The sequence below is a fragment of the Streptomyces sp. R35 genome (assembly GCF_041053035.1).
Classification (GTDB): domain Bacteria; phylum Actinomycetota; class Actinomycetes; order Streptomycetales; family Streptomycetaceae; genus Streptomyces; species Streptomyces lutosisoli.
In genome coordinates, this window is record NZ_CP163440.1 from 254361 (window position 1) to 276453 (window position 22093).

The window sequence follows — 22093 nt, forward strand, 5'->3', positions numbered from 1 at the left end:
GAAGGGTTCCCGATGGAGATCAAGGGCAAGAAGGCCGTGGTGTTCGGCGGCGCCTCCGGCATGGGCCGGGCCACCGCCGAGCTGCTGGCGGCCCGCGGCGCCGACGTCGCCGTACTCGACCGTCCGACGTCGGCCGGTGCCGAGGTCGCCGCCGCGTTCGGCGCGAGCTTCCATCCCGTCGACGTGACCGACTTCGAGGCGACGGAGGGCGCGCTGGACTCCGCCGTGGAGGCTCTCGGCGGGTTGCATGTGTCGGTCACCACGGCGGGCGGCGGCAGCGTACGGCGCACCCTCGGCAAGAGCGGTCCGCACGATCTGGAGACCTTCCGCCGGGTGCTCGACCTCAACGCCGTCGCCACCTTCAACATCAGCCGGCTGGCCGCCGCGCACATGAGCCGCAACGAGCCCGAGGAGCCCGACGGTGAACGGGGCGTCATCGTCAACACCTCGTCGATCGCCGCCTTCGAGGGGCAGATCGGGCAGGTCGCCTACTCGGCGGCCAAGGCGGCGATCGCCGGGATGAGCCTGACCATGGCCCGCGATCTCGGCTCGCTCGGCATCCGTGTGGTCGCCATCGCGCCCAGCCTGTTCGAGACGGGCGCCACCGAGAAGATCCCCGCCGAGACGCGGGCCGCGCTGGTGAGGGACGCCGCGTTCCCCAGGCGGCTGGGGCACCCCGAGGAGTACGCCAAACTCGCCCTCGCCGTCGTCGACAACCCGATGCTGAACGGCCAGTGCCTGCGGCTCGACGCGGGCCAGCGGTTCGGCCCGAAGTGAGGTTCTTCTGATGCCGGACAACACAGAGCACCAGGGCAAGGTCGCCCTCATCACCGGGGGCGGCCGCGGCTTCGGCAAGGCGTTCGGCGAGGCCCTCTCGACCCTCGGCGCGCATGTCGTGCTCGCCGACATCGACGGCGCCGCGGCAGCCGAGGTGGCGGCGGAACTCACCGCGAAGGGCCTGGGCGCGACCGGCGTCGCCTGCGACGTGGCCGACGAGGCCGGGGTCGGCGCGGTCGTGAGCGAGGTCGTCGAACGCCACGGCGGGCTCGACATCCTGGTCAACAACGCCGGCCTGCACGCCGCCTACAACAAGCCGTTCACCGAACTGGGCCTGGCCAAGGTGCGGCGAGTCCTCGACGTCAACGTCATGGGCACCGTCATCTGCTCGCTCGCGGCGCACGAGGCCATGCGGGGACGGCCCGGCGCGTCCATCGTCAACATCTCGTCATCGGCGGCCTATGCGAACCGCAGCATCTACGGCGTCTCCAAACTCGCCGTACGGGGCCTCACGGTGTCCTTCGCGCGCGAGTTCGCCGCCGACGGGATCCGGGTCAACGCGATCGCGCCGGGCCTCATCTTCACCGACGCCGTACGGGCCCAGCTGTCCCCCGCCGAGGCGGACCGTGTTCTCGGGGAGCAGATCCTGCGGCAGGAGGGCCGGGAGCAGGACATCGTCGAGGCGCTGCTGTATCTGGTCTCGTCGAAGGCGTCGTTCGTGACGGGTGAAACCCTGCGGGTGACGGGCGGGTTCGCGCTGTCCGTCTAGCTTCCGTACACGCCTGTGGCCCCGCGACGACCACTGGAACCCAGGGGCGGTCGCGGGGCCACGGCTGTTGTGGCGGTCCTACACGGTCACCGGTTCGTTCTCCGGCTTCCCGGCCAGTTCCTTCTCCTCGTTCGTGATCGCCTTCAGCAGCACGTACGGCGTGGCGATCTTCCACACGGCGTACGCGACCGAGGGGATGATGTTCGCGAGAAGTCCGTTCCAGGCGAGTGGCCCGTCCTGGTTGAGGAAGACGAAGGCGCCCGGGATGAGCGTCACCCCCAGCACGACGCTGAGCCAGCCGTACCAGCGCGGGAAGAGCGGCTTCTCCCGGGTGTGGTCGATGAACGCGGCGTATCCGATCGACCAGACCTGGAGGACGAAGATGCAGGCGTTGCCCACGAACATGAGCCAGAAGGTGTCGACCATCGCGGTCAGGACGTCGACGGAGTGGCTCTCCGGTCGGTAGGCCGCGGCGGCGAGGATCGCGAGCGGGAAGAAGAACCCGAGCGGGGCCACCACGCCCGTGGTGAGCTGGGTCATGGACAGCAGCCCCCAGCCGCCCTCGACCCGGCGCAGCTGCATGCTCGTCACGATGACGTACGGGTACTCGAACGGGACGAGCAGAACCATCAGGGCGACACAGATGAGGATCCCCGTGCGGTGGTCCTTGAGGAAAGCGACGACGTCCTCGGGGCTCTCCGTCGGGCTCATCGGCGGAGTGAGGTGGCCCACGGCGAACGCGGCGAGGAATCCCACGAAGAGGATGACGCCGCACCACGCCGATATTCTCTGCAGTCTTATGTAGAGGTCTTTCTTCATCTACGGCTCCCTATTGTGCCGACCGGTGCCTACCGGCCGATCTCGTGCCAGCCCACGAGGCTGTCGAGCAGCTGACCCGCGCTCGACATGTAGTCGCCGTATCCGCCCCGGAAGAACAGCAGCGGGGTCTTCAGCGACTCGACGCGCAGGTCACGGACCCGCCCGACGACCAACAGGTGATCTCCGATCTCGACGACCTGCTCCACCGCGCAGTCGACCCACGCGACGATGCCGTCCAGAACCGGGTTGCCGAGCGGTGACGGCTGCCAGGTCGTGTCCGCGAACCGCTCCCGCGCCTGGCCGGTGGCCAGCCTCCGGGACAGCCGTTCCTGGTTGCCCGCCAGCGCGTTGGCGCAGAAGCGGCCCGCGGCCCTGATCGTCCGCAGGGTGGTGGAGGAGCGGTCCGCGAGGAAGGACACCAGGGGCGGCTCCAGCGACACGGACGTGAAGGTGCCGACGACCATCCCGTGCGGCCATTCCTCGGTGTCCGTGGTGGTGATCGCGACCACGGACGTGGGGAAGTTGCCCAGTACGTCGCGGAACAGCCGTCCGTCGATCGCGTCCGCGTCGGCCGTCCGGGAGTGCGTCGCCCCCTCGCTCATATCAGGATGCGCATCGACTCGGGCAGCTCAAGTCCCATCTGTGCCAGGGCGTTGGCGTGGTACGCGGTGCCGGGCACGTGGATCATGTGCTGGAGTCCGACGTGGGCGTCCCGCCAGTACCGCTGCATCGGGTTGTTGCGCCGGATCGCGTTGCCGCCGGACCTCGCGAAGATCTCGTCCAGTGCGGAGACGGCACGCCAGGCACAACGAACCTGGTTGCGCCGTACGTTGGCGCGGTCCTCGAGACTGATGGGCTTGCCGGCCTCGACCTGGTCGTACAACCGGCTGATGCCGTCGATGAGTTGCACTCGGGACGCGGCGATCTCGGCCGCGGCCTCCCCCGCGGCATAGAGGACGTACGGGTCGTCGCGCACCTGGACGCCGGTCACGGCGACGCGGTCGCGCTGCTGGGCCAGGTGGACGGCGAGGGCGCCCTCGCAGATGCCGATGACGGCGGCAGTGATGCCGAGCGGGAACATCGAGGCGAACGGCAGCTTGTAGAGGGTGTCGGTGAGCCCGAGCGCCTCCGCGGCGGCCCCCTCCTGGACGGCCTCCTGCCTGATGGTGCGGTACTCGGGGATGAATGCCTTGTCGACGACGACGTCCTTGCTGCCGGTGCCCGCGAGTCCTACGACGTCCCAGGTGCCGTCGATGATCTCGTAGTCGGAGCGCGGCAGGACGACGTGCATGACGGTGATGGGCCCGGCGGGCTTGCCCTTGCCGTCGCCGAGGAGCGCGCCGAGGAAGTCCCAGCGACAGTGGTCGCTGCCCGAGGAGAACGGCCAGCGGCCGCTGAGGACATAACCGCCCTCCACCGGGTCGGCGATGCCGTTGGGCATGTAGGGCGAGGCGATCCAGGTGTCCGGGTCGTCGTCCCACACCTCGTGCGCCAGCCGGGTGTCCATCTGGGCCAGCTCCCACGGGTGGACCCCGACGACGCCGCACACCCAGCCGGCGGCACCGTCGTGCCGCGCGACCGCCATGACGGCCTCCGCGAAGTCCCGGGGGTGAGCGCCGAATCCGCCGAACTCCTTGGGCTGCAGCAGCCGTATGACCCCCGCGGAACGGAGGAGTTCTACGGTCCTCTCGCTCAGCTTGCCGAGTGACTCGTTCTCGTCGGCGAGCCCGGCCAGTTCGGCGCCCAACTCCTCGACACGGCCGACCACTTCATGCGTCACTCCGCACACCTCCCGGTCACTGATCCCTCGCATGTGCCGCGCGTCGCCGGCGGCCAGTTGGCCTCAGTGTCGGGGCGTGGGACCAGCACCCGCTGGGCGCTTTCCGCTGACCGGGACTGTGCGGCTTCAGCGCGTGATGCGGGGGCGGAGTGCGGTGGTGGAGCGGCCCTTGAGGGCGGAGAACCAGACGCCGGCGCCGTAGGCGAGGTCGTCGAGGCGGCGGGCGACACCGTAGCGGAGAGGGTCGAGAGTGGCTTGATCACGACGGTATTCGAGGACGATGTCGGCGACGGCGGCGACCGCCGCGGCCCGGCGCAGCCGACGCGAAAGCATGCAGCCGACGGCCGTCAGCGGCCACCAGTGGCGGGTCAGCAGTGCGGAGGTCTGCGCCAGGGTGGCGAGGGTGCCGTTGCCGGTGAGGCGCACGGCGAGCCGGTAGGGATGGCCGGTGCCGTCGAGCTTGCGGGCGATGCGCACGGTGACGATGCCGAGGACGGCAGCCGCGGCCGGGACCGACCAGCGGCGCTGGGCGAGCAGCGCGACGGCGAACGCCATGCTCCACGGGGCGAACACGGCGGGTGCAATGTGGTCGGGGTGCCGCCGGGCCAGCGGCTGGGCCCCGGTGCCGTAGACGGCCTTGCGCAGGAACCAGTCCTGTATGCGCACGCGGTGCTCATGGGCGGCCCGCACGGCGGGCTCGTACCGCACGCGTCCGCCCGCCTCGATCAGCCGCCAGCACAGGTCGACGTCCTCCCCGACCCGCATGCGCTCGTCGAAGCCCTCCGCCAGCGCGTCGACCCGTGCCACCACGCAGGCCGAGGACGCCCAGGAGACGGGAGTGCCGGGGCGCACCGGGGCCGGGTGGGCGCCGAGGTCGAGGGAGGACCGGGCGTTCTCGTACCGCTCGATCCAGGTCGTGGCGGTGGTGGGCAGGCCGGTGATGCGGGGTACGGCCATGGCGACCCGGGGGTCGGCGAAGTGCCTGAGCAGGGTCGGGACGGTGTCGGGGTCCAGCACGATGTCGGAGTCGGCGAAGACCACGTACGGGGTGGTGACGAGCCGGAGTCCGGCGTTGCGCGCGCCGGCGGGTCCGACGTTGGCGGCCAGGGTGACCAGCCGGGCGCCGTGCTGGGCGGCGACTTCGGCCACGGCGACCGGTCGTCGGGAGGCGTCGTCGACCACGAGCACGGGAGTGTCCGTGCCGATGCTCCGCAGGAGACGGTCCAGTTGGCGCGGCCGGTCGCGCACCGGTACGACGACCGTGTACCGGGGGTCGGCGGGCGCCGGGAGCGAGTCGACGACGGGATGGGCCATGCCGGTGTCGAGCAGCCGGTCCGCGAGGAGCGCGCTCGACGCGTCGCGCACCGGGAGCGTCCTGCCGACGAGCAGCCGTCGGGCCTTCGGGGACAGTTTCAGCAGCCGGGTCGGGAATCCGCCGAGGAGGGCCCGGCCGCCGTCAACGACCCTTGTGTGTCTGTCGAGTCGGACCACGAAGCCGAGGGGAAGCGTCATCGGCGTTCGGCCTCCGTGAGGCGGCCTCGGCCGTCGACGGTCCATGCCGTGATCCGGCGGACCGCGGCTGCGACCATCACGTCCAGAGCCCGGCGCCCCTCCTCGGCCGAGGCCCCGGCGGGATCGCCGAGCACACCGGAGGGCGAGACCGCGCGGACACCACGGGCCATCAGGTCCGGCAGCAGGACGGCCAGCGGTCGCGTGTCACCGGCGACCGCGGCCTCGAGACGTACCCGCTCCGGTGCCAGGTGCAGCATCAGGGAGGTCTCCGTACGGCCTGCGTGCGCGTCGCCGCCAGGTGTCCCGCACCCGGTCCAGGCGACGTCGTGGCCCTCCGCGCGCAACAGACCGAGGGCCGTGTCGAGGGTGGCGGTGTTGCCGCCGTGACCGTTGACGAAGACGACTCTGCCCGCCCACAGGGACAGCGAGCGCGTCAGCTCCACGAGCACCGCGCGCAGTGCCTCGTGCCCGATCGAGACGGTGCCCGGGAAGTCCGCGTGTTCGCCGCTGGCGCCGTACGCGAGGGGCGGTGCCACCAGTGGTGGGCCCGAAAGGGCGTCGGCCGCCCGCCGCGCGACGGCGTGGGCGACCGTGATGTCGGTGTCGAGCGGCAGGTGCGGGCCGTGCTGTTCGGTGGAGCCGACCGGGACCAGCACGAGCGAGCCGGACGGCACGGCCGGCCAGACCATGTCGCCCAATGCCCGGCGCACGGCCATGGTCAGCCGACCGAGGCGAAGTGTTCCCCGCCTCCCAAGGTCAGCGGAAAGCCGGGAGGTATCACCAGGTCCCCGGGCCCCAACTCGTTGACGGAGGAGTGCCTGAGGCCCAGGACGGCCGAGTCCAGGCCGCCGCGCAGGATGTCCAGGACGTTCTCGACACCGGCCTGTCCGTTCGCCGCGAGGCCCCAGAGGTAGGCGCGGCCGATCAGGACGGCGCGGGCGCCGAGGGCGAGTGCCTTGGCCACGTCGCCGCCGCGGCGGACACCGCCGTCCAGCAGGACTTCGACCTGGTCGCCGACCGCTTCGGCGATGGAGGGGAGGATCCGGATGGTGGCCGGAGTGGTGTCCAGGTTGTTGCCTCCGTGGTTGGACACGGACAGGGCCGTCACGCCGGCGTCGACCGCCCGCTTGGCGTCGTCGACCCGGGTCACGCCCTTGAGGAGGAAGGGGCCGCCCCACTCCTCACGCAGCCATTTGACGTCCTCCCAGGTGGGCGGCGGGGTCTGCATCCACTCGCCGTAGGCGCCGAAGAAGGTGGGCACCTCGCCGCCGGGAGCCCGCAGGTTGGGCACGGTGAGGTCAGGAAGGCGGCCGGACCGGGCGTACTTCCACAACCATCCGGGACGGGGCAGCACATCGGGGGCGAACCGCAGCATGGTCCTGAGGTCGAGCCTGTCCGGGATGGCGGGGCTGCCCCAGTCGCGTCCGTGGGAGAACGACCAGTCGAGGGTGACAATGAGCGCCTTGGCGCCCGCGGCTCTGGCCCGGTCCATGCGCTGCACCATGGTCTCGCGGGTGCCGCTCCAGTACAGCTGGAAGAAGAAGTCGGGCTGGGCGTCGGACACCTCCTCCACCGGCTTACTGGCGAACGAGCTAAGGCCCATGATCACGCCCCGGCTCGCCGCGGCGCGGGCCACGGCCACCTCCCCGTCCGGGTCGACGGCCTGCACGCCGGTCGGCGAGATGAGCACGGGCAGCGCGGTGGGCACGCCCAGGACGGTCGTGGACAGGTCGCGGTCGGCGTGGTGGCCCACGACCCGTGGGGCGAAGCCGAGTTCGGCGAAGGCCGCGATGTTGTGGTCGATCGTACGGCCGCGCTCCGAGCCGGCGACGAGCGCGCCGTAGACCGACCTGGGCAGCTGCTTCTTCGCCCTGCGCTGGGCCTCGGCGACCGTCTCGAACCAGGGGTTCCTAGGCATGGGCCCCGCCCTTTCCCGTAGTGGTCGGATCGAGCCCGGCCAGCGGGTCCTCGGCGCAGTCGCTCACCGGAGGGCGGCGGGTGAGGACGAGGTCCACGGCGGTGCGGGAATGGTCGCCGGTCGGCTTGGGCACCGGGGTGCCGTCGCGGTGGGCCAGCAGTTCCTCCCCATACCCCTGGACGCACTCAGGGTCCGGACCGTCCAGCGGCAGGCCGGTGAAGAACTTCGCCGCCATGCAACCGCCCTTGCAGGTGTCGTAGAAGGCGCAGGAGGCACAGGCGCCGCCGTGCTGCGGGGTGCGCAGCCGCCGGAACAGCTCCGAGTCGCGCCACACTCCCGAGAAGCCGCCCGGCTCGCGGACGTTGCCGGCGAGGAACTCCTCGTGGATGGCGAACGGGCAGGCGTACACGTCGCCGACCGGGTCGATCAGGCAGACGACGCGTCCGGCGCCGCACAGGTTGAGCCCGGGCAGAACCTGGCCGTAGGCGGAGAGGTGGAAGAAGGAGTCCCCGGTCAGCACGTTCTCGCCGTGCGCGAGCAGCCAGTCGTACAGCTCGCGTTGCTGCGCGGCCGTAGGGTGCAGGTCGTCCCAGACGTCCGCGCCGCGTCCGGAGGGGCGCAGCCGGGTCAGGCGCAGTTGGGCGCCGAAGCGGTCGGCGAGCGCCTTGAAGTCGTCCAGCTGCGGGATGTTGTGCCGGGTGCAGACCACGGAGATCTTGAAGTCGCTCATTCCGGCGGCGGCGAGATTCTCAAGCGCCCGCAGCGCCGTCGCGTACGAACCGGGCCCGCGCACCGCGTCGTTGACCTCGGCGGTCGCGCCGTCGAGCGAGATCTGGACGTCCACGTAGTCGTTGCGGGCGAGACGCCCGGCGGCTTCGGGGGTGATCCGGACGCCGTTGGTGGAGAACTTCACGCCCACGTGGTGGGCCGTGGCGTAGTCGAGGAGCTCCCAGAAGTCGGCGCGGACGGTGGGCTCGCCACCGCCGATGTTGACGTAAAAGACCTGCATGGCCTCCAGTTCGTCGATGACGGCCTTGGCCTCCTCGGTGCTCAGCTCGCGGGGGTCGCGTCGACCGGAACTGGACAGGCAGTGGGTACAGGCCAGGTTGCAGGCGTACGTCAGTTCCCAGGTGAGGCAGATCGGCGCGTCGAGCCCGTGCTCGAACAGGTCGACCAGCCGGGACGTGGCGGTCATGAGGTCCTTCCTACGACCATCGACGACTCGGCGAGTGCGGCCAACGCCCGTCCGTACCGCGGCAGTTCGGCCTCGTCGACGCCGGCGGCCAGACAGGCGGCCCGGGCCGTCCGGGTGTGGGCGAGGTGCTGGACGACCGCGAGCAGCCGGCGGTCCTTGAGGAACGTCAGCCTGCGGGTGCCGAAGTGGTAGAGCAGCGCGCCGAAGGGTTCCGGCCGCACCGAGACCTGCGGGTGCAGGTCCCATGCGCGGTCGAGGTCCATGCCTGTCATGGGGCGGCGCCTAGTAGACGCCGCACATGCCGTCGATGGAGATCTCCTCCAACAGATCCTCGCCTTCGATCAGCGGCGCCGAGGCTGCGGCGGGGTCGGTCTCGGCCTCGGTGTCGGCCTGTTCGGACAGGGCGGAGCGGAGCTCGTTCATGCGACTCTCCCTAGGCATCCCACGTGGTCGAACGCGGCTGACGGTAGGTCACCGGGACAGCGAGTACGAGGGCCGGTCCCGGCTACCGGGACGAGTCGCCGCGCGGGGCGGTCACGGCGTTTTCAATTGCTTGCCCATGAAACACACCGAGAACGGGCACAGCCGGGTGCGCCGCCCGGACGTCATCGTGGTGGGCGCCGGGGGCAGCGGTGCCGTCCTCGCGGCGCGACTCAGTGAGGACCCCGGCCGCATCGTGCTGGTGCTGGAGGCGGGCCCGGCGCCGCGTCACCCGTCGGGGTTCGCACCCGAGTTGCTGAATGCACGGCTCGTGCCTGGCGCACAACCCGGACACCGGGCCGTCCAGCCGTACGCCGTGCACCTCACTCCTACGCGTCCATACACGGTCGTCCGGGGGCGCTGGCTCGGCGGCTCGACCACCGTCAACGGCGGGTACTTCGTCCGTGCCCGGCGGGACGACTTCGACCGCTGGTCGGCTGCGGGCGGCGCGGCCTGGTCGTACGACCGGGTGCTGCCGTTTCTCCGCGCTCTTGAGACCGACCTCGATTATGGTGCCGACCCGCTGCACGGCGACCGCGGACCGGTGCACGTCCGCCGCGCGAAGCATCGCCACCCCGCAGTTGACGCGTTCCGGGCGGCCGCTCGCAGACTGGGCTTTCCCGAGGAACCGGACAAGAACGCCCAGGACGCGCCGGGATTCGGTCCAGTGCCGTCCAACGTTGTGGACGGGGTGCGCGTCAACACCGGCATCAGCCATCTCCTGGGCACGTCCGGCCGTCCCAACCTCCTGGTGGAAGGGGACAGCACGGTCCTCAGGGTCATCGTCGAGCGCGGCCGCGCGACCGGCGTGGAGGTCGAGCGGAACGGATACCGCAGGGTTGTGCACGGCGGCGAAGTCGTGCTCTGCGCTGGGGCGTTCGGCTCCGCCCATCTGCTGCATCTGTCGGGTGTCGGGCCACGTCGCGAGCTGGAGGCCCTCGGCGTTCCCGTGGTCAGGGACGCTCCCGCCGTCGGAGCCGGGTTCGGCGATCATCCGCAGGTGGTGCTGGAGTGGCTGCCCCGGCGGTCGATGCCGGAGCCCGCCTGCTCCTGGCTCGGTGGAGTCCTGCACCTGTCCTCGTCGGACGGGTGCCACCCGGGCGATCTGGAAATCCTGCAGTCCCTGGTCCCCGTGGCCGGGCTGACGGGCGGCAAGGTGTCCGTTCCCGGCGCGCCGCTCGCGTTCCTGGTCTCCGTCCAGACACCACGACTCAGCGGTCGGATGCGCATCCTTTCCGCCGATCCCGCGACGCCTCCGAGCCTCGACTACGGCTATCTGTCGACCGCGGAGGATCGGCGGCGCATGCGTGAAGCGGTCCGTGCCACCGCCGAGCTGGTCGGCACCACCGACTTCGCCGCGGTCTCCGGCGGGCTCACGGAACCATCGGCGGGGGTGCTGGACGACGACCGACTGCTCGACGAGTGGATCCTGGGGCATCTCGGCACGTCCCACCACACGTGTGGCACGGTTCCCATGGGCCCCGCAGACGATCCCGGGGCAGCCGTCGACCCCTGCGGAAAGGTGCACGGTGTCAACGGTCTGCGTGTCGCGGACACGTCGATCCTGCCGACGCCCCCGTTGCGAGGCCCCGCGGCCACCGCCGTCCTCATCGGCGAACTCGTCGCCGACGCCATGCGGCGCGGCCGGACATGACCCGGTTCGGGGAGGCGGTGCCACAGGGGTCAGGTCTGCGTATCCCGCCGCGGTCACCGAATCGAGGAGGCCCGGTGTACGGCGACGAAGGACTGATGCTCCGTTCCGACGGACGGGTGGGGAATCCCGTGCGGTGCCTGGTTCTCGACGACTGGCACGACGCCGATGCGAGCCGGATCGAAGCCGAGGCCGCACGGCAGGCGGACTCCTTGCCCCTGACGTTCGGCATCGCGACCCTCCAGCCGCCGGACCGGCTACGACCACTGCTGAAGGCACTGACGCTGACCCTGGCGGCACCCCGTGTCAGCGCCGAGGCACGGGAGTTGGTGTCCGTCGACGATCCGCTGGTCTCGTTCGACGAGCTGGTACGGCTCGTCGAGCGTCAGCCTCGGGCCAGCCTGGCTCTGGGGCAGTTGCTGCGGCAGACGCCGCAGCTCAGCACCGCTCAGGGCCTGGCGGCCGAGGCGGCGGCGTACTCGATGCTTCTCGGCGGGACGGAGTTCGCGTCCTGGCTCGCCGACCGGGACACGCCTCAGGCCTATCGGGAGGAGGGGCCACTGGTCCGCGTCCGGCGGGAGAACGACCGGCTGTCCCTCCTGCTCGACCGCCCGCACCGGCGGAACGCGTTCAGCTTCCGGATGCGGGAGGAACTGTTCGAGGCCCTGGAAGTCGCCCTCCTCGACGCCACGGTCGACCGGATCGAACTGGCCGGTGCCGGGCCGGTGTTCTGCAGCGGCGGCGAGCTCGCCGAGTTCGGGACGGCAACGGACCTCGTGGCGGCGTACCTGGTACGACTGGAGCGGGCGCCGTGGCGGCTGATGGACCGGATGCGGGACCGGGTGACGGTCCGGGTGCAGGGCGCGGCCGTCGGTGCGGGTGTGGAGATGGCCGCCTTCGCGGGACGACTGGTGTCTTCACCCGGGGCGTTCTTCCAGCTGCCCGAGGTCGCGATGGGTCTGGTGCCCGGCGCCGGCGGCACGGTGAGCGTGCCAGGGCGGATCGGCCGGTGGCGGGCGGCGTGGATGATGCTGAGCGGGGCGCGGGTCGGCGCTGTCACCGCCCGGCGGTGGGGGTTGGTTGACGAGATCGACGACGGCCATGAGCGGTGACGTACTGTTGCGCGGTGTGGAACTGCACCCGCGCCAGGGTCCGGTCGACTGCCGGATCCGCGGCGGTGTCGTCGCCGAGCTGGGCCGTGGACTGCGGCCACAGCCGGATGAGTTCGTCGCACGAGGCTACGGCGGCGCGCTGCTGCCCGGTCTGGCCGACCACCATCTTCATCTGGCGGCCATGGCCGCACAGCATGTTTCGCTCGACGTGTCCGCCCTCTCCCGGGACGGTCTCGCGTCCTCCCTCGCACAAGCCGTGGCGGGTGAGGACGGCTGGGTGCGAGCGGTCGGGTACGACGACGTGGTCCACGGCGCTCTCGACCGGACCGTCCTCGACGCGTGGAACCGCGTGCTGCCCGTGCGCGTCCAGCACCGGTCCGGGGCGCTGTGGCTCGTCAACTCCCCCGGTCTGGAACGGCTCGGCGCCGTGTCCGCCGCCCACGACGGCATCGAACGCGATACGGCAGGCCGACCGACCGGGCGGCTGTGGCGCGCCGACGCCTGGCTGCGCGAGGCCCTCGGCGGACGGGCTCCGTCCCTCCGGGCGGTGGGCACACAGCTGGCCGCCCTCGGTGTCACCCATGTCGCCGACGCGACACCGGACCGGGGTGCCACCGGGGTCGTCCCAGAGGCGGTACGGCGGGCAGAACTCCCCCAGCACGTCATGGTGATGGCCGCCGGACCCGGTCACCCGCCCCCTTCACGGCTGAGCGTGGGCCCGCTGAAACTGGTGGTCGCTGACCACGCTCTCCCGGACGTCGACGACCTCGCCGGGCGGATGCGGCGGGCCCACGCCGACGGCCGCCCCGTCGCCGCGCACTGCGTGACCCGTACGGCCCTGGCGCTCACCCTGGCCGCGCTCCACCTGGCAGGTGGCCTGGACGGGGACCGCGTGGAGCACTGCGCCGTCGCCGACCCGGCCGCTGCCCGGGAACTGGCCTCCCGGCGGATCCGGGTCGTCACACAGCCGACGCTGATCGCCCTGCGGGGCGATGACTACTGGGAGCGCGTCGATCCCGGAGACCGCCCCGACCTGTGGCGGTACGCCAGTCTGCTGCGTGCCGGGGTCCGGGTGGCCGCGAGCAGCGACGCCCCGTACGGCGATCCCGACCCTTGGGCGTGCCTGCGGGCCGCGTCCGAGCGGCTGACACCGTCCGGGCGTGTGCTCGGGGCCGACGAGCGGGTTCCGGTGGAAGTGGTGCTGCGGGCCCTGCTCTCCCCCTTGGATGATCCCGGAGGCCCGCCACGGCGGGTCGCGGTGGGGCGACCGGCTGACCTCGTCCTGCTGGACCGCCCGTTGAGGGAGGCGTTGCGGGCTCCGGACGCCGGCCAGGTGCGCGCCACCTTCATCGAGGGACGGCTCGTCCACGGAGCTCAGGACCTCGGCTGAGGATCCGGACCGTGTCGGCGCCCATCTCGGCCGCCGTCCCTTCCGGTACCGGCGCGCGCGGCGGGAGAACCTTCTGTGTCCGGCCGAGCGCCGGGCACTCCACCACCGCCCCGGCCGCGGATGTCCGTACCGGATGGGGCCCGTGATCGGCCGGAGGAGCCGCGGCGAACGCCGCCGCCACGTTTCGCATGGAGACGTCGATCAGCCGTCCCCCGCCGCACGCCAGGGCACCCATCGCGCCCAGTGCGGCGACGACCCCCGTCAGCGGATCGGCGACCGCGTCGGCGCAGAACACCGGCTCACCGTCCGCCGACCGGCCGACCAGTCCGCCGGCGACGGCCGCGTCGTCGCCGAAGGCGACCCGTTCGGGATGACTGCGGCCGTACCCGGTGATGCTCACCCACACCTTGCCCGCCCGATGGTCGAGCCCTTCCGGAGCCAGCCCCAACTGCGCGAGCGCACGCGGCCGGGACGCCTCGATCACCACATCGGCGGCCCGGACCAGGTCGGCGAGCGCGCCTCGCCCTTCGGGCAGGGTGAAGTCGACGGCGACACTTTCGTGCCCGGCGTGCAGCCAGTCGTAGAACCGCCGGTTCCCGGTGCGCGCGCCGTCGGGACGCCGGGTGCTCTCCACCTTGATCACTCTGGCTCCGGCCAGGCCGAGGAGGCGGGCGCACAGGGGGCCTGCCCAGAGCGAGGAGAGGTCCACGACGAGAGCACCCTCCAGCTTTACGTCCCCGTCGGGTGCGGCAATGGTGGACGCCTGCCACGGTGAGGCCACGGGGGGTGGCTCGGTCGGCAGGGCAGCGGCAGGTACGCCGAACATCCGGATGTGGTCGGTGAATTCGCTCGCCTTGGCGCCGCGTACGGCCGTGGTGAGCTCCTGCCAGGGGTCGGTCACGTGGGGCCGGCCCAGCATCGCCGGGACGAGTTCGAGGTCGTGCGGGCGGCTCAGGGTCACCGCGCACCAGCCGTCCGAAGCCCGAAGCAACCGGGTCGCGCCGCCCACGGAGGTGCGCCCGTGCCGGGTGAGGTTCATGGCACCTGCCCGGACGCTGAGGACGAGGGCGAGGTCGATGGGGAGCGGGCGACCTGCGAGGTGCGCCAGTGCTGCCCCTGTCTCCCGCAGCAGGGCCGCCATCGGTCCGGGCGTCAGGACAGGCGGGCCATCCGCCTGGCCGGTCAGCTCCATGGCGCCGGAGGCGGCCCAGTCCAAGAACGGGCAGCCGGTGGCGGACGCAGCGGCGGGCGGGAGCGGGGAGTCCCCCAGGCTGCGCAGCCATCGCCGTACCGGCTCGGCAGGATCGTCCGTCATCGCCCCCCTCAAAAAGAGTATCCCGTTAACCAGTCACCTCGCAGTACCTTCAAACCAGCGGACCGGCACGGTGAACCCTGTCTCGCCCAGCAACCGTCCAGGGACAACGGCGCTTCAATGTGCCTCGCGCTCGCCGCCCGAGCCCTCGCCAGGCTGTGGGTACCGCCAGAAGACCGCGAGCTGCGCGGCCGCCGCGGCGAGACCGAGTCCGGCCGCGAGCGCTGAGCATTGCGGGCCGCTGAGCCTTCCGTCCAGCCCGAGCGCCCGGTCCACACTGAACCGGCCCGGCCCGAGCCCGGCGAGCACCACGGACGCCGTGCCCAGGTTGAGTACGAACTCGTAGCCCTCGTTCACCACGAAGAACCCGTTGGGCAGATGAACCGCCCGTGCGGCGACGCCCATCGTTCCGACGACCGCCGACGCCGCCAGCGGGGTCGCCGCTCCGGCCACCAGGGCAGCACCCGCTCCGACCTCGACGACCGCGCTGGCCGCAGCCTGCAGCCGCGGCTTGCGGAACCCCACGGATCCGAACCATCCCGCCGTACCGTCCAGAGTGCGCCCGTGCCGTACCCCGTGCGCGATCATCGTGCCGCCGATCACCGCGCGCAGCGCGTACCGCGCCACGTCGACGCCGTCCATCGGTTCAGGTCTCCTTTCCGGGTCGAACCCACGCGGGCCCATTCAGTGCGTCACGCCCACCGGTCCCGAGCCGCGAACCTGCGGCACCACCTTCACCGAGGAACGACTTATAGAGTGTACTGTATTTTCCGCGGGTGCAAAGGGTGGAGGTCGGGATGCGCATCGGTATGCCCTTGGACTACAGCGGCGGTTTCAAGGAGACCGTCGCCGTGCTCCGCGACTACGAGAAGGCCGGGCTGGACATCGTCTTCGTCCCCGAGGCCTACTCCTTCGACGCGATCAGCCAGCTCGGGTTCATCGCCGCACACACCGAACGTCTCGAAATCGCCTCCGGGATCCTCCAGATCTACACCCGCACGCCCACCCTGACAGCCATGACTGCGGCCGGACTGGACTACGTCTCCGACGGACGGTTCACCCTGGGCATCGGTGCCTCCGGGCCCCAGGTGATCGAGGGGTTCCACGGGCAGCCGTACACCGCTCCCCTGGCCCGCACCCGCGAGATCGTGCAGATCTGCCGGTCGGTCTGGCGCCGGGAGAAGGTCGTGCACGAAGGGCGCCACTACCGGATCCCGCTCCCGCCCGAGCAGGGCACGGGACTGGGCCGGCCGCTCAAGCTCATCAACCGGCCGGTGCGCGAACGCATTCCGATCGTGCTGGCCGCCATCGGACCGAAGAACGTGACGCTGGCCGCCGAGATCGCCGAGGGCTGGTTGCCGATGTTCTTCCATCCGGAGCGGGCGGCCGAGGTGTGGGGGCCGGCGCTGGCCGAGGGCACGGCCCGGCGGGGCCCCGCCCTCGGCGCGCTCGACGTGGTGGTCTCGCCGCCGCTGGCCATCGGCGAGGACGTGGACGACCTGATCGATCTCGCCCGGCCCCAACTGGCCCTGTACATCGGCGGGATGGGGGCACCCGGTCGCAACTTCTACAACGACCTCGCGTGCCGCTACGGCTACGAGGACGCGGCGGCCGCCGTCCAGGAGCTGTACCTGTCCGGCCGTAAGGACGAGGCCGCGGCCGCCGTGCCCGCCGACCTGCTGCGGGCGACCTCCCTGATCGGCCCCGCCTCCTACGTCGCCGAACGGCTCGCGGCCTTCCGGGCCGCCGGAGTGACCACCCTCCAGGTCCGCCCCCTGGCCCGCTCCACGGCACAGCGGCTGACCGACATCGAGAACCTCAAGACGATGACCTCGTGAACCGGCGTCGGTGTCACTCGTCCTGCACGGCGGCGCACAGGCCGCCGTCGACGACGATGTCGACACCGGTCACGAAGCTCGCCTCGTCCGACAGCAGGAACGCGGCGACGGCGGCGACCTCCTCACACCGACCGGTGCGACCCAGAGGTGTGCGCCCGATGAGCTGCCGCACCGATTCGTGCCGCGCCGCCTCCAGCCGAGTCTGCGGGGTGTCGATCGCGCCGGGCGACAGCGAGCACACACGTGCGCCCACCGGCCCCAGCCGCACCGCCTCGGCCCGGGCGAAGCGCTGCACCCCGTAGGTGGCCCACGGATACGCCCACGCGGGATCCTCCACTGCCGGGCCGATCGCCTCGCGGATCTGGTAGAGGAAGCCCTCCTGCCCGGCGTCGTCCAGTACGGCCGCGACCACCGGGTCGGGTTCGATGTGAGCCATCAACGGGGACACCGAGGCGCAGTACACGAAGGCCGTGCCGGCGGTGGCCAGGGGGCGGAGCGACTCGGCGAGCAGCACGGTGCCGACCAGGTCGACCTCGATGATCCCGCGCCAGTCGGCCTCCTCCGGCTCGACGCTCTCGGCATGCGCGACGGCTCGCAGCGTGCCGAGCCCACTGACCCGCTCGGCCAGCCTGTCCAGGTCCTCCCGGTCGGTGACATCCACTGCGAACGGCTCGACGACGGCTCTCCCGGAGCCGGACAGGTCCTTCGCGACCGCCGCCGCGGCCGCGTCGTTCCGGTCGGCGAGCAGCAGCACGTCCACCATGTCTGCGAGGCGCCTCGCACATGCCTCTCCCGTCCCGCGTCCGGCACCGGTGGCAATCCCTACCGTGGTCATGCGCCACTCCTCACTGGAGACACTCGTCACAGGACGAGTGTCTCCCGGGTTTGGGTGTTCGGGCTCTCAAGGAGAGGAGCGGGTTGGGCGCCACGCCTCTCGCGAGCGGCGCGTCCATGTCCCGCCTGAGCTCCGTCTTCTTGACGTACCGTTTGGTCCAGCAACCGAAGTGATGCCAAGCGGGGAGAGAACCCATGCCACGACCGCCGGGACATGGACCGGGCTTTGAGGTCAGACGCCAGAAGATCATCGATGTCGCGGCGGAGCTGTTCGCCCGGCAGGGATACGCGGCGACGTCCATCAACGACCTGGGCCGGGCGGTCGGGCTCGCCAAGGGAGCCCTGTACTACTACATCGGCTCCAAGGAGAACCTTCTCGTCGAGATCCAGTCCCGGGTGATGGGGCCGCTGCTGTCCCGGGCCCGGCAGATCGCGGAGCTCGACACGAGTCCGTTGCTGCGGCTGCGCCTGCTGTCGGAGTCGCTGCTGACGATCATCTTCCGCAGGCTCGACCACATCTGGGTCTACGAACACGACTACCGCAGCCTGAGCGGCCCGGAGTTGAAGACACTGCTGGGCCAGCGTGCCGAGTTCGAGGAGCTGATCTCGGGGCTGCTCGCGGAGGCCGTCGGCCAGGGCACCTTCCGTGCGCTGCCGCCGCGGCTCGCTACCCTGCAGTTCCTCAACCTCCACAACCACACCTACCAGTGGGTCAACCCGGAGGGTGAGTGGGACGCGCCCTTCCTGGCCCGTGAGTACTGCGCGACCCTGTTCCGCGGATTCGGTGCGCCCGACCACGCTCTGCCGAAGGTCGAGGAGCAGGCCGAGGCGTTCAAGCGCGACCGGCCCGACCAGCCCCTCGATCCCGAGACGGAGTGGGAGCCCCTCTCTGCCGCCGAATGACGAACGGGCCATGGTGCCTTACCGCGTACTGGGCCCTTCGCCATCCCTCCTGACCCGCGGCCCGGCGGTGACGTTGCGCTGGGTCTCGTCCATACCCTCGCCGATCTCCAGGATTTTTGGCATCGGTGGAGAAGCGGGAGATCTGCGCCCCCACACAGCTGTGGTCGCCGTGGATCCTGAGCGGCGGAATCGACGTCCTGGTCACACCGGTCCGGACGGGCCCCCGCCCGGACCGGTGCTCCGGACGGCCCTGTCGGCCGCCGCCCGGAGCGAAGCCGCCACTCTCCCGAGTCATTCGGACCCGGGCCACGCGGGGCTCCTGGTGCGCTCCGACGGGTCCCGAGCAGGCGGCCTCGACGGCCCGGCGAACCCGAACCGGACGGCGGCCGCCGAGGCCCGGCCCCTGCTGGACACCGGCCCTATCCGCACGGTCGACCTCAGTCAACAGCGGGGTGACCGGGCCCGCGCAAAGGCACCGGCACGACGGTTCCACGCAGGTGAACAGCCATACGGCCGCGTAAGCGCCGTCTCTTCCCAGGCCGAGAGCGCGAGTTCGATTCTCGTCACCCACTCCGATGCGAAAACCCCCAGGTGGGAACAGAGCGTTCGTTGTTGTCCGGGCCGGTGGGCGGGGCGCGCACCACAACAACCATTGCGCCGTGGGCTCAAGGGTGGAGTCGACCGGTGAGCATCGCCATGGCGAGTTCGACCCGGGACCCGTGGCCCGTCCGTGAGAACAGTCGCGACAGCCGGCTCTCGACACTCTTCTCGCTGGTCCTGAGGACCTTGGCGATCTGCTTGTTGGTCAGGCCCTCGGAGACGAGTACGGCGAGCAGCCGCTCGTTCTCCTCGGCGGTGGCTTGCCGCCCCGGCACCGCCACTCCATGCGTGCGCATAAGGGGGCGCAGCCAGAACCGGGGCATCAGCGCGTCGAGTTCGCCGAGCATGGCGTACGTGTCCCGCAGCATCGCCGGATCAGCCATGCCGAAGCGGATCAGATGAGCCAGCACGGAGGCCTCCTCCAGAGGCTGCTGCCGCCGCTGGGCCAGTCGCCTCGCGGCATGCGCCGCCGCGTGGTCGGTGTGTACGGCCGCGTGCAGGACGAGCCTGGTCATCTCGGCCCGCTCGGTGCCCAGCCTGCGGGCGACTCCTTCGGCCTTCGCCAGGCACTCTTTCAGGACCTCGGGCCGGCCGATGCGCATCGCGACGTCGGCCACCCGCAGCCACAGCAGGTCGCATCCCGCGACCACGCCGTCGGCCTCGGCGCGGCGCACGGCGGCCCGTAGGAGCGACCGCGCCTGTTCGACTTCTCCGTAGACCAGTTCGCACAAGGCCTGGGCGGAATCGAGCAGATGAGGCAGCATCGGCTGCCTGGCGCGGGCCAGCGCGAGAAGTTCGCTCGCGCGGACGAGCCTGCCGCCGCACACGAGCTGGACCGCCGCGTGGTGGTACATCGCGCACTGGACGGCGTCGCAGGTGTGCACGCCGGTGATGGCACTCCTGCGCGCCAGGTTCATGGCTTCCCGCGGACGCCCCCCATGGAGGGCGATGAGCATCCGGCTGGGCAGGCCCAGCTGCCCCCGGCTCCGCCCCGTGTCGGCGAGCAGTTGCCCTGAGCGGCCTCCATCCCCATCCACCGCACCAACCGCAGGCAGATCGTCCTCGGCGGCGGCGTGCAGGTGCACGCCGCCGCCGAGGACCGCTATCGAATGAGCGCCTCCGTGGCGAATCACCGGCCGAACACCTACGGCACTCCCGGAACCCGAAGCCTGCACGTTGCGCATCCCCCACAAGGGACACCCCACCTTCGCACATCCGATACGAAGGGGCTGGTTGCCCGGCCGGGAGCTGTCATCTGACGCGATCCTGTGAGCCTGTTATCGATCCCCTGAGGGCTGGATTAATTCCAAAGCGATCTCCTTGCTCTGCTCCGACGGCCGAGACTACCGTCCCGGGAAAGCCTTGAGACCGGTCGTTCCATTTATCCGGTCCAAGTTACTCGGAGAGAATCCAGTAGGGGGATTACCTTGACCTCGGAGAAGACGCAGCGCCCCTGTGGCGGACTGGTGAGCCGACGCCTGTTCCTCGGCGGCACGCTGGCTGCCGCCGCAGGAGTGGGCGCCCTCGCCAGCGGCGCGAACCCGGCCTCCGCGGCCACCTCCACCTCGTCCTCGACCACGTCGAGCGGTGCCGGACCGCTGCCCGGGCCCGTACGGATCGACACCGGTTTGGTCTCCGGAACCGCCGCCAAGCTCTCCGGTGTCACCGCCTACCTCGGCATCCCCTACGCGGCGTCCACCGCCGGGGAGAACCGCTGGCGGCCGCCACAGCCCGCCGCGTCCTGGTCGGGCGTACGCAAGGCCGACGCCTTCGGCGACATCCCCCCGCAGATGTCGATGGGACCGGGCGGTTCCTCCTCCACGCCGGCTCAGAGTGAGGACTGCCTCAACCTCAACGTGTGGACCGCGGCGGCGTCCTCGCACGAGCGCCGCCCGGTCTTCGTCTGGATCTACGGCGGCCGTTTCTCCATGGGCTCCGGAGCGGACCCCACCTTCGACGGAGCGGGCCTGGCCGCCAAGGGCCTGGTCGTGGTGACCCTCAACTACCGTGAGGGCGCCCTGGGTTTCCTGTCCACCCCCGAACTCACCGCCGAGGACGCGCACGGCTCCTCCGGGAACTACGGGCTGTTGGACCAGATCGCGGCACTGAAGTGCGTGCGGCGCAACATCCACGCGTTCGGCGGCAACCCGGACCAGGTGACCATCGCCGGGCAGTCCGCGGGCTCCGCCTCCGTCCTGGAACTGGTGTACTCCCCGCTGGGCAGGGGACTGTTCCACGGCGCCATCGCGGAGAGCGGGGCGCGCTACCCGCGCGACCCGGAGACCGCCGGACTGGCCACCTCCTACCGGCCGACCCTCTCCGGGGCCGAGGCCCAGGGCACCGCCTACCTCAAGACGAACGGCGTCAGCACCATCGCCGAGGCCCGCGCCCTGGACTACACCAAGGTGATAGCCGGCGAGATGGCCAACGACACCACGGTGTCCGCCCCGATGAACGGCAACCCCCCGCTGTTCCGCCCGGTGCTCGACGGTTATGTGCAGCCCCGCAGCTACCAGGAGGCGCTCTCCCGCGGCCTGCACAACGACGTCCCGATCATCACCGGCAACAACAAGGACGAGAGCGGCGCCACCCCCACCGCGAACACGACGCTGGCCTCGTACCGGGCGATGGCCAAGACCAAGTACGGCTCACTGGAGTCGCGGTTCCTCGAGCTCTACCCGGCGAGCACCGACACCGAGGCACGGGAGCAGACCAACGCCTCCGCCCGGGACAGCTCCCGGATCTCCACCACGCTGTGGGCGACCGAGTGGCTGAGCAAGGCCAAGAGCCCGGTGTTCACCTACTTCTGGACGCACGCACCGCCCGGACAGGACCGGGGCGCTTATCACGGCTCGGAGATCCAGTACGTCTTCGACAACCTCTACGCAAGCGGCAGCGGGTGGACCGACACCGACCAGAAGATCGCCGACACCCTCTCCGACTACGTGGTCAACTTCGCCACCCACGGAGACCCCAACGGCAAGGGCTTGACCCGCTGGGCACCCACCCGCCCGCGCACGTACACCACCATGGAACTCGGCGACAGCTGGGGCCCCCTCGCCGACGCCACCGGCGAGCAGCTGGACTTCTACGTCGAGGACTACTTCCCCAGCCAGCCGGCCTGGTGACCCCACCGCTGGTGCGGCCTCCCACCCGAGGCCGTACCAGCAGCCGCACCCAGCAGAATCGACCGCCCGGTCATA

Annotated in this window: 21 protein-coding genes; 8 read left to right on the top strand and 13 right to left on the bottom strand. The window is 71.1% G+C overall.

Translation table 11 applies throughout. The annotated features are described in order from the left end of the window. Positions 1 to 12: 12 nt before the first annotated feature. On the top strand, positions 13 to 777 hold the full coding sequence (locus AB5J50_RS01245; protein ID WP_369254065.1) for an SDR family NAD(P)-dependent oxidoreductase: 765 nt from the start codon (positions 13 to 15) through the stop codon (positions 775 to 777). 10 nt (positions 778 to 787) lie between these two features. After that, the gene (locus AB5J50_RS01250; RefSeq protein ID WP_369254067.1) at positions 788 to 1546 is read left to right on the top strand and encodes an SDR family NAD(P)-dependent oxidoreductase; all 759 of its coding nucleotides are present in this window, start codon (positions 788 to 790) and stop codon (positions 1544 to 1546) included. A 78-nt stretch (positions 1547 to 1624) separates the two neighbouring features. Here the strand turns inward: AB5J50_RS01250 and AB5J50_RS01255 are convergent, their stop codons facing one another. The 9 genes from AB5J50_RS01255 to mftA all read right to left on the bottom strand — a co-directional run bounded on the left by AB5J50_RS01255 (position 1625) and on the right by mftA (position 9193). Continuing rightward, complete coding sequence (locus AB5J50_RS01255) at positions 1625 to 2365, bottom strand: hypothetical protein (protein ID WP_369254069.1); 741 nt, start codon at positions 2363 to 2365, stop codon at positions 1625 to 1627. 29 nt (positions 2366 to 2394) lie between these two features. Further along, on the bottom strand, positions 2395 to 2967 hold the full coding sequence (locus AB5J50_RS01260) for a flavin reductase family protein (protein WP_369254070.1): 573 nt from the start codon (positions 2965 to 2967) through the stop codon (positions 2395 to 2397). After that, the gene (locus tag AB5J50_RS01265; protein WP_369254072.1) at positions 2964 to 4145 is read right to left on the bottom strand and encodes a hydroxylase; all 1182 of its coding nucleotides are present in this window, start codon (positions 4143 to 4145) and stop codon (positions 2964 to 2966) included. Before AB5J50_RS01265 ends, AB5J50_RS01260 begins: the two co-directional genes overlap by 4 nt. Positions 4146 to 4271: 126 nt before the next feature. Then, positions 4272 to 5657 (bottom strand): mycofactocin biosynthesis glycosyltransferase MftF, encoded by a 1386-nt coding sequence (mftF, locus tag AB5J50_RS01270; RefSeq protein ID WP_369254074.1) that lies wholly within the window; start codon positions 5655 to 5657, stop codon positions 4272 to 4274. Then, positions 5654 to 6373 carry a mycofactocin biosynthesis peptidyl-dipeptidase MftE gene (gene mftE / locus AB5J50_RS01275; protein ID WP_369254076.1) on the bottom strand — a complete coding sequence of 240 codons (720 nt, stop codon included), beginning with the start codon at positions 6371 to 6373 and terminating at the stop codon, positions 5654 to 5656. The genes mftF and mftE overlap by 4 nt, the downstream gene beginning before the upstream one ends. Positions 6374 to 6375: 2 nt before the next feature. Next, positions 6376 to 7575 carry a pre-mycofactocin synthase MftD gene (mftD, locus tag AB5J50_RS01280; RefSeq protein ID WP_369254078.1) on the bottom strand — a complete coding sequence of 400 codons (1200 nt, stop codon included), beginning with the start codon at positions 7573 to 7575 and terminating at the stop codon, positions 6376 to 6378. After that, positions 7568 to 8770 carry a mycofactocin radical SAM maturase gene (gene mftC / locus AB5J50_RS01285; protein WP_369254080.1) on the bottom strand — a complete coding sequence of 401 codons (1203 nt, stop codon included), beginning with the start codon at positions 8768 to 8770 and terminating at the stop codon, positions 7568 to 7570. The genes mftD and mftC overlap by 8 nt, the downstream gene beginning before the upstream one ends. After that, complete coding sequence (gene mftB, locus AB5J50_RS01290) at positions 8767 to 9042, bottom strand: mycofactocin biosynthesis chaperone MftB (protein WP_369230946.1); 276 nt, start codon at positions 9040 to 9042, stop codon at positions 8767 to 8769. Before mftB ends, mftC begins: the two co-directional genes overlap by 4 nt. 10 nt (positions 9043 to 9052) lie before the next feature. Then, positions 9053 to 9193, bottom strand: coding sequence for a mycofactocin precursor MftA (gene mftA, locus AB5J50_RS01295; RefSeq protein WP_369254082.1), 141 nt, complete (start codon positions 9191 to 9193; stop codon positions 9053 to 9055). A 136-nt stretch (positions 9194 to 9329) separates the two neighbouring features. Here mftA and mftG point away from each other — a divergent pair, with 136 nt between their 5' ends. The 3 genes from mftG to AB5J50_RS01310 all read left to right on the top strand — a co-directional run bounded on the left by mftG (position 9330) and on the right by AB5J50_RS01310 (position 13403). After that, complete coding sequence (gene mftG, locus AB5J50_RS01300; RefSeq protein ID WP_369254084.1) at positions 9330 to 10904, top strand: mycofactocin system GMC family oxidoreductase MftG; 1575 nt, start codon at positions 9330 to 9332, stop codon at positions 10902 to 10904. Between the two features lie 74 nt (positions 10905 to 10978). Continuing rightward, the gene (locus tag AB5J50_RS01305) at positions 10979 to 12013 is read left to right on the top strand and encodes an enoyl-CoA hydratase/isomerase family protein (RefSeq protein ID WP_369254086.1); all 1035 of its coding nucleotides are present in this window, start codon (positions 10979 to 10981) and stop codon (positions 12011 to 12013) included. After that, entirely contained in the window at positions 12003 to 13403 is a 1401-nt protein-coding gene (locus AB5J50_RS01310) for an amidohydrolase family protein (RefSeq protein WP_369254088.1), read from the top strand. The genes AB5J50_RS01305 and AB5J50_RS01310 overlap by 11 nt, the downstream gene beginning before the upstream one ends. On the opposite strand, the gene AB5J50_RS01315 is transcribed toward AB5J50_RS01310, so the two are convergent. Together AB5J50_RS01315 and AB5J50_RS01320 are read right to left on the bottom strand one after the other, a co-directional pair. Next, the gene (locus AB5J50_RS01315) at positions 13360 to 14718 is read right to left on the bottom strand and encodes a CoA transferase (RefSeq protein ID WP_369254090.1); all 1359 of its coding nucleotides are present in this window, start codon (positions 14716 to 14718) and stop codon (positions 13360 to 13362) included. The two genes, AB5J50_RS01310 and AB5J50_RS01315, sit on opposite strands and share 44 nt — an antisense overlap. Positions 14719 to 14832: 114 nt before the next feature. Continuing rightward, a complete protein-coding gene (locus tag AB5J50_RS01320; RefSeq protein ID WP_369254092.1) occupies positions 14833 to 15357 on the bottom strand; it encodes a DoxX family protein in 525 nt (174 codons plus the stop codon). Between the two features lie 155 nt (positions 15358 to 15512). On the opposite strand from AB5J50_RS01320, the gene AB5J50_RS01325 reads away from it, so the two are divergent. Beyond that, positions 15513 to 16553, top strand: a complete 1041-nt coding sequence (locus tag AB5J50_RS01325; protein ID WP_369254094.1) for an LLM class F420-dependent oxidoreductase — start codon at positions 15513 to 15515, stop codon at positions 16551 to 16553. Between the two features lie 13 nt (positions 16554 to 16566). Here AB5J50_RS01325 and AB5J50_RS01330 read toward each other — a convergent pair whose 3' ends face one another. Continuing rightward, a complete protein-coding gene (locus AB5J50_RS01330; protein WP_369254096.1) occupies positions 16567 to 17388 on the bottom strand; it encodes an SDR family oxidoreductase in 822 nt (273 codons plus the stop codon). Positions 17389 to 17582: 194 nt separating this feature from the next. Between AB5J50_RS01330 and AB5J50_RS01335 the strand changes: the two genes are divergently transcribed. After that, a complete protein-coding gene (locus AB5J50_RS01335) occupies positions 17583 to 18290 on the top strand; it encodes a TetR/AcrR family transcriptional regulator (protein WP_369254098.1) in 708 nt (235 codons plus the stop codon). A 665-nt stretch (positions 18291 to 18955) separates the two neighbouring features. On the opposite strand, the gene AB5J50_RS01340 is transcribed toward AB5J50_RS01335, so the two are convergent. Continuing rightward, positions 18956 to 20023 (bottom strand): LuxR C-terminal-related transcriptional regulator, encoded by a 1068-nt coding sequence (locus AB5J50_RS01340; protein ID WP_369254100.1) that lies wholly within the window; start codon positions 20021 to 20023, stop codon positions 18956 to 18958. A gap of 294 nt (positions 20024 to 20317) precedes the next feature. Between AB5J50_RS01340 and AB5J50_RS01345 the strand changes: the two genes are divergently transcribed. Further along, the gene (locus AB5J50_RS01345; RefSeq protein ID WP_369254102.1) at positions 20318 to 22018 is read left to right on the top strand and encodes a carboxylesterase/lipase family protein; all 1701 of its coding nucleotides are present in this window, start codon (positions 20318 to 20320) and stop codon (positions 22016 to 22018) included. Positions 22019 to 22093: the final 75 nt, after the last annotated feature.